This is a genomic window from Paraburkholderia sp. (assembly GCF_034668105.1).
Taxonomy (GTDB): Bacteria; Pseudomonadota; Gammaproteobacteria; order Burkholderiales; family Burkholderiaceae; genus Paraburkholderia.
The window spans coordinates 1-7,415 of record NZ_JAXDPY010000118.1; the positions used below are offsets into that span (position 1 = coordinate 1).

Sequence of the window (7,415 nt, forward strand, 5' to 3'; positions counted from 1 at the left end):
GGATTGTCCAACAGTGCCAGCAAAAGATGTTCGACCGTTATGAACTCGTGCCGCGCCTGGCGTGCTTCCATGAACGCCATGTGCAGGCTGACTTCCAGTTCCTGGGCAATCATGCTTCCTCCATCACACACTGCAGCGGATGCCCGGCCTGCCGTGCGTGGGTAACGACTTGCTCGACTTTGGTCGACGCGATGTCCCGCGTATAGACCCCACAAACTCCCCTGCCTTCGCGATGCACCTTCAACATAACCTGCGTTGCGGTTTCTCGATCTTTATTGAAATATTCCTGCACGACCATCACGACAAATTCCATTGGCGTGAAGTCGTCATTCAGCAGCACTACCTTGTACATGGACGGCGGCTTCAGCTTCTTTTCCTGCCGCTCCAGTACGGTGCCGTCCTGCTTGTCCGGGATAATCGCCATACACCCATTCTAAACAACTAGGACAGGCCCGCAATCCTGTCAAAACCCGGCCAACCAGCCGGTGAGCCCGTTCGCTTCCGCCTGATGGGTAATTACCCCAAAGCGGTGCGTCATTCGACGAGCCGTTTGCGGAGCCGGCCCCCTATCCTGTGATGCGTCGCGGTTATGCCGCGCCGCAGTCGGATCGAGTATCGCACAACCTGCCGATGCAGGCTGGCTCGCGGCCCTTGCCCCGCCAGCCGGTCATGCGCGACCCGCAGAACAGCATGTGAGTCGATTATGCGACTTTTCAAGACAGCCCGCTTGGGCAAGCGCACATAAGAAAATAAAAGCCGTAAAAACCCTGGAAAACGCCTGTTTGCAACGCGACAACGGCATCTCAAAATTTTCTTGACACTCGAATAAAGAGCCTCAACAATCAAGCTGGCACTTTTTTCACTGCGCCATAAATCGAAAAAATGCCGATGGTGAGCTTGTGAGGAGGGAGCGGCTGCCTCGCGCGGTCGTCGAGCTTTTCGAGGGCTCGTGGTAGTGACATGAGTTACAGGGGAAGTTGGAATGGCAACTGGTACGGTCAAATGGTTCAATGACGCAAAAGGTTTCGGATTTATCACGCCTGACGAGGGCGGTGAGGATCTGTTTGCACACTTCTCGGCCATCCAGATGAATGGGTTCAAGACCCTCAAGGAAGGTCAAAAAGTAACCTTCGAGGTCGTGCAAGGCCCGAAAGGCAAACAGGCATCGAACATCCAGGCACCTGCCTGATACGGTTCGTTACCCGATCCTTTGAAACCCGGCTTCGTGCCGGGTTTCTTTTTTTTGGGTGGGTGATTTAAATTCGAGGCGCCCCGCGAGTACGGCGGGAGACGTCGAAAAAAATATCCCAAGTAACGGACGCTCAAACGCCGTTCCGGTCGTTTTGGATGCTCGGCCGTCAGCGGCAGCAGGAAAAAACCCCGGCCACCTCACGGCGCCGGGGTTTGGAATTCGAGCGAGAGAATCCAGCGCGAAATCGCTCACATATTCTCAATCAACACCTGCCCAAAGCCGGAACAGGACACTTGGGTCGCGCCTTCCATCAAGCGCGCGAAGTCATACGTGACCCGCTTTTGCAGAATCGACTTTTCCATCGACTTGATGATCAGATCGGCCGCTTCAGTCCAGCCCATGTGACGCAGCATCATCTCAGCCGAAAGAATCTCCGAACCCGGGTTCACGTAGTCTTTGCCAGCGTATTTCGGCGCAGTGCCGTGCGTCGCTTCGAACATGGCAACCGAGTCCGACATATTGGCGCCCGGCGCGATGCCGATACCGCCGACTTGCGCGGCGAGCGCGTCCGAAACATAGTCGCCGTTCAGATTCAGCGTGGCGATCACGTCGTATTCCGCGGGGCGCAACAGGATCTGCTGGAGGAACGCATCGGCAATCACGTCTTTCACCACGATGTCGCCGCCCGTCTTCGGATTCTTGATTTTCATCCACGGGCCGCCGTCGATCAACTCCGCGGCGAATTCCTTCTGCGCGAGCGCATAACCGTAGTCACGGAATGCGCCTTCCGTGAACTTCATGATGTTGCCTTTGTGCACGAGTGTGACCGAGCGGCGATCGTTGTCGATCGCATACTGGATCGCCTTGCGCACCAGGCGCTCCGTGCCTTCGCGCGACACCGGCTTGATGCCGATGCCCGAGGTTTCCGGGAAGCGGATCTTCTTCACCCCCATTTCTTCCCGCAGGAACTTGATGACCTTCTTGGCCTGTTCCGACTCGGCCGGCCATTCGATGCCGGCATAGATGTCTTCCGAGTTCTCGCGGAAGATCACCATGTTGGTCTTCTCCGGCTCACGCACGGGCGAAGGCACGCCCTTGAAGTACTGCACCGGGCGCAGGCAAACATACAGATCGAGTTCCTGACGTAGCGCGACGTTCAGCGAACGGATACCGCCCCCGACCGGCGTGGTGAGCGGACCCTTGATCGAAACGACGTATTCCTTCAGCACCTGCAGCGTTTCTTCCGGCAACCATACGTCCGGGCCATACACCTTGGTCGACTTCTCGCCCGCGTAAATTTCCATCCAATGGATTTTCCGCTTGCCCCCGTAGGCTTTTTCCACCGCGGCATCCACTACCTTCAACATCACCGGCGTGATGTCGAGACCGGTTCCGTCGCCTTCGATATACGGAATGATGGGCTGGTCGGAGATATTGAGCGAGAAATCTGCGTTGACAGTGATCTTGTCACCGCCGGTCGGGACCTTGATGTGCTGATACGGCATGATCGGACTCCAGTGAAGGCTGTGCTGAAAGCTGATGGGAGACTGCGGAAACGGGTGGCTCCTCGCTACGCGCAATGCCGGAAGCCCGCGACCGACCTGGTGGCCTATTCTAGCCCACACCGGCGCGGCCACGAGGCAGTAGCGGCTCGGGGTTTTCCAACATTACCGAAATCAGAATCAGAAAGTCAGCGACTCATATGTCTTATATAAGACAAGGGATTGGAGGCGGAGCGTTATGCATTATTATTCCGCCCTTTACTATTTACTGTCGAAGCAGAGGCGGCGCCCCTCCCGGTCGGCGTGGGCAGATCCAAGCACTCGGCGCCGCGCGACCTTCATCGGTTCCCTTATGCGACTTCTCGCCCTGAACAAACCGTTTGGCACCATCTGCCAGTTTTCGCCGCACGAGACGCGGGCGTCGCTGGCCGACTGGGTGAAAGTGCCCGGCGTCTACCCAGCGGGCCGGCTCGATTCCGATAGCGAAGGCCTGCTGCTCCTCACCGACGACGGCGCGCTGCAAGCGCGCATCGCCGAGCCGCGTCACAAACTTGTCAAACGTTATTGGGCGCAGGTGGAAGGCGCGGTCGACGATGCCGCGTTGAAGAAGCTCGCGCGCGGCGTCGATCTCGGCGATTACGTGACGCGGCCCTGTCGTGCTGAATACGTCGAACCGACCGACTCGCTGTGGGCGCGCACACCGCCGATCCGCTATCGCGCCGCGATTCCGACCACGTGGATCGAGTTGTCGATCACCGAAGGCAAGAACCGTCAGGTGCGGCGCATGACTGCCGCAGTCGGTTTTCCGACGTTGCGTCTCGTGCGCGCCGGAGTCGGCGCCCTGGATATTTTTTCGCTCGGATTGCAGCCGGGAGAGAGTGTCGAATTACCGCTGAAGGCGCCGTGGGAAGGTGTCGCCTGATTGCATTCACATGCGCGCCACGTGCGCGCCGAATCCGCATCGGCCGCATATTTCGATCTTCACAGAAAAAGCTAACTCGTTGTATCCGCAAACAAAAGAGCACGCGAAACCAATACGGAAAACGCGTGAAACAAATCCATCGGTAAGCGCTGCACAGTCATTCATTTGCATCAGCACATCGGCTTAACTGATTTCCCGAAAAAACACGTCAACCGGTGCGCGAGCTCACGCGTTATTCGACGCAGATGCCGCCCGAAGCTATCCGGCATTCAGCCTTAAGGGCCTTTGCGCAAGCCGCGTTCGCGGTAAGTACAGGGAGTCTGAGCGCTAAGCAGACGCGTCGAAAATTTGTTCGATGCGGCTGTCAACCGAAAGGTGGATGGCACGTTTACCGACATGACTCTACATATAACCGGGTCATTTGGTTAATTAACTCAAGCTGAGGATTTACAAAATGAACAAACTGATCGCCGCTCTGGTCGCAGGCCTCTTCGCAACGGCAGCATTCGCACAAGCTTCGGCACCGGCAGCAGCTTCGGCAGCTCCGGCAGCGGCTGCTTCGTCGGCAAAGAAGACCATGAAGCACGCTCACAAGAAGTCGCACAAGAAGGCAGCAGCTGCTGCTGCAGCTTCGGGCGCTTCGGAGTAAGTTTGTTGTAAAAACGCAGTCAAGAACTAGCTTCATTGCCGCTCTTACGGCGTTGAAAGGCAGATCACCGAAAGGCGATCTGCCTTTTTGTTTTTGACGCGCTCGCGTAACATTCGCGGATTAATTTCCAGCAAGGAGTCATGCCGTGCGATTTCCCATGCGCTCGTTGATTGCGCGTTTCGCTGTTGCCATTGCACTGCCGCTCGCCGCGATGTCGTTCGTCGCCACGACCGCTGCCCCCGCACACGCACAAGACATGCCGGCCGGCGCGAAGCAGCCCGGCGACTTTCCACGCGCGAAGCTGACCGCGGGCATGTTCGTGATCGACGCGGCCGTCGCCGCCAACGACGCCGACCGCGAACAAGGCTTGATGTATCGCACGACGCTCGCGCCGAATGAAGGCATGTTGTTCGTCTTCAACGAAAACGCCGTGCATTGCTTCTGGATGAAGAACACGTTGATCCCGCTGTCGATTGCGTTCATGCGCGCCGACGGCACGGTCACCGACATCGACGAAATGCAGGCCGAGACCACCAACAATCACTGCCCGAGAAACAACGGCGTGTATGCGTTGGAAATGAGCAAGGGCTGGTTCTCGTCGAAAGGCATCAAACCGGGGATGAAGATCCAGGGCTTGCCGGCCGCGCAATAAGAGCGCGTCGACTGCCGCGACAGCTTTTTCGATTCTTCAACGCTGCTTTTCAAAAAAACCGGTGCCTTTCACGAGGCACCGGTTTTTTGCATTCAGCGCGGCGCCAGCCACTCGCGACACCGTCCGGCGCCGCGCGGCCACGACCCTTGCTGCCCGTTGAGCCCATGTCAGCAGGCCTTCACGGACGGCTGGCAAGATTCCTGCAAAAGGCGGGCCGACGCGCTATCCTAGTAATCTTAGTAAAGCAGCACCCAGGCTCCCCGGGCAGCACAGACTGCCGCCCGGCAAGCGTTTCAGGCGCGCCATTCCAAGGAGGTTCACGTGCCCCGCAAGACTCCCATCGAGCGCTACCGGAATATCGGCATTAGCGCTCACATCGACGCCGGCAAAACCACCACCACCGAGCGCATCCTGTTCTACACAGGCGTGACCCACAAGATCGGCGAGGTTCACGACGGTGCTGCGACGATGGACTGGATGGAACAGGAGCAGGAACGCGGCATCACCATCACGTCGGCGGCCACTACCGCCTTCTGGAAAGGCATGGCCGGCAACTATCCCGAACACCGGATCAACATCATCGACACCCCGGGCCACGTCGACTTCACGATTGAAGTGGAACGTTCAATGCGCGTGCTCGACGGCGCCTGCATGGTGTACGACTCGGTGGGCGGCGTGCAGCCGCAGTCCGAAACCGTGTGGCGTCAGGCGAACAAGTACAAGGTGCCGCGCATTGCGTTCGTCAACAAGATGGACCGCGTTGGCGCGGACTTCTTTCGCGTGCAGCGGCAGATCGGCGACCGTCTGAAGGGCGTCGCCGTGCCGATCCAGATCCCGGTCGGTGCGGAAGATCATTTCCAGGGCGTGGTCGACCTCGTCAAGATGAAGGCGATCTACTGGGACGAAGAGAACCAGGGCATCAAGTTCGAGTACCGTGACATCCCGGCGGAACTCGTGGATACCGCGAAGGAATGGCACGACAAGATGGTCGAGGCCGCCGCTGAAGCCAGCGAGGAACTGCTCGACAAATACCTGGGCGGCGAAACGCTGACCGAAGAGGAAATCAAGCACGGCATCCGGGTGCGCACCATCGCCAACGAGATCGTGCCGATGCTGTGCGGCAGCGCGTTCAAGAACAAGGGTGTGCAGGCCATGCTCGACGCGGTGATCGACTATCTGCCGTCACCGCTCGACATCCCCGCGATTACCGGTCACGACGAGCACGACAACGAAATCGAGCGTCATCCGAAAGACGACGATCCGTTCTCGGCGCTGGCCTTCAAGATCATGACCGACCCGTTCGTCGGCCAGCTGATTTTCTTCCGCGTGTATTCGGGCGTGGTGAATTCGGGCGACACCGTCTACAACGCGACCAAGGAAAAGAAGGAACGCCTTGGCCGGATCCTGCAGATGCACGCGAACGAGCGCAAGGAAATCAAGGAAGTCTACTGCGGCGACATTGCGGCGGCAGTCGGCCTGAAAGAAGCGACCACGGGCGACACGCTGTGCGATCCGCAACATGTGATCATCCTTGAAAAGATGATCTTCCCGGAACCGGTGATTTCGCAGGCCGTCGAGCCGAAGACCAAGGTCGACCAGGAAAAGATGGGCATCGCGCTCAATCGTCTGGCGCAGGAAGACCCGTCGTTCCGCGTGCAGACGGATGAAGAATCCGGCCAGACCATCATCTCCGGGATGGGCGAGTTGCACCTGGAAATTCTGGTCGACCGGATGAAGCGCGAGTTCGGCGTCGAGGCGACTGTCGGCAAGCCGCAGGTGGCTTACCGCGAAACCGTGCGCAACAAGATCGAGGATGTCGAAGGCAAGTTCGTCAAGCAGTCGGGCGGCCGCGGCCAGTACGGCCACGCGGTGATCACGCTCGAACCGTCGGCGCAAGGCAAGGGCTACGAATTCGTCGACGCTATTAAAGGCGGCGTGATTCCGCGCGAATACATTCCGGCGGTCGACAAGGGCATTCAGGAAACGCTGAAGGCCGGCGTGCTGGCGGGCTATCCGGTGGTCGACGTGAAAGTGACGCTGACCTTCGGTTCGTACCACGACGTCGACTCGAACGAAAACGCGTTCCGCATGGCCGGCTCGATGGCGTTCAAAGACGCCATGCGCAAGGCCAAGCCGGTGCTGCTCGAACCGATGATGGCCGTCGAAGTGGAAACGCCGGAAGACTTCATGGGCAACGTGATGGGCGATCTGTCGAGCCGGCGCGGGATGGTGCAAGGCATGGAAGACATCGCCGGTGGCGGCGGCAAGCTGGTGCGCGCCGAAGTGCCGCTCGCGGAGATGTTCGGCTATTCGACCTCGCTGCGTTCGGCCACGCAAGGCCGCGCGACCTACACGATGGAGTTCAAGCACTACGCTGAAACGCCGAACAACGTGGCGGAAGCCGTGATCAACGCGAAGCACAAGTAAGCGACAAGGGTTGCAACACGCCATGTGCCGCGACCCTCGGCGTAACGAAGGCTACGCAGGCAAGCAGCAGA

The 7,415-nt window shown here is 58.7% G+C and carries 7 protein-coding genes; 4 read left to right on the forward strand and 3 right to left on the reverse strand.

Annotated elements, in window-relative coordinates:
* Both QOC89_RS31825 and clpS read right to left on the reverse strand, forming a co-directional pair.
* Positions 1 to 113: Clp protease N-terminal domain-containing protein (locus tag QOC89_RS31825; protein WP_416340359.1), on the reverse strand; the 113-nt coding region annotated here is incomplete at its 3' end.
* Entirely contained in the window at positions 110 to 424 is a 315-nt protein-coding gene (gene clpS / locus QOC89_RS05670; protein ID WP_012434130.1) for an ATP-dependent Clp protease adapter ClpS, read from the reverse strand. The genes QOC89_RS31825 and clpS, both read right to left, overlap by 4 nt.
* Before the next feature lie 558 nt (positions 425 to 982).
* On the opposite strand from clpS, the gene QOC89_RS05675 reads away from it, so the two are divergent.
* Complete coding sequence (locus QOC89_RS05675) at positions 983 to 1,189, forward strand: cold-shock protein (RefSeq protein ID WP_007180614.1); 207 nt, start codon at positions 983 to 985, stop codon at positions 1,187 to 1,189.
* A gap of 251 nt (positions 1,190 to 1,440) precedes the next feature.
* On the opposite strand, the gene icd is transcribed toward QOC89_RS05675, so the two are convergent.
* On the reverse strand, positions 1,441 to 2,697 hold the full coding sequence (gene icd, locus QOC89_RS05680) for an NADP-dependent isocitrate dehydrogenase (RefSeq protein WP_323044134.1): 1,257 nt from the start codon (positions 2,695 to 2,697) through the stop codon (positions 1,441 to 1,443).
* A gap of 349 nt (positions 2,698 to 3,046) precedes the next feature.
* Between icd and QOC89_RS05685 the strand changes: the two genes are divergently transcribed.
* The 3 genes from QOC89_RS05685 (at position 3,047) to fusA (ending at position 7,344) form a co-directional block, all read left to right on the forward strand.
* Positions 3,047 to 3,616, forward strand: a complete 570-nt coding sequence (locus QOC89_RS05685; protein ID WP_323044135.1) for a pseudouridine synthase — start codon at positions 3,047 to 3,049, stop codon at positions 3,614 to 3,616.
* Between the two features lie 794 nt (positions 3,617 to 4,410).
* On the forward strand, positions 4,411 to 4,917 hold the full coding sequence (locus QOC89_RS05690; RefSeq protein ID WP_323044136.1) for a DUF192 domain-containing protein: 507 nt from the start codon (positions 4,411 to 4,413) through the stop codon (positions 4,915 to 4,917).
* A gap of 321 nt (positions 4,918 to 5,238) precedes the next feature.
* Positions 5,239 to 7,344, forward strand: a complete 2,106-nt coding sequence (gene fusA / locus QOC89_RS05695; protein WP_323044137.1) for an elongation factor G — start codon at positions 5,239 to 5,241, stop codon at positions 7,342 to 7,344.
* The last annotated feature ends 71 nt before the right edge of the window (positions 7,345 to 7,415 follow it).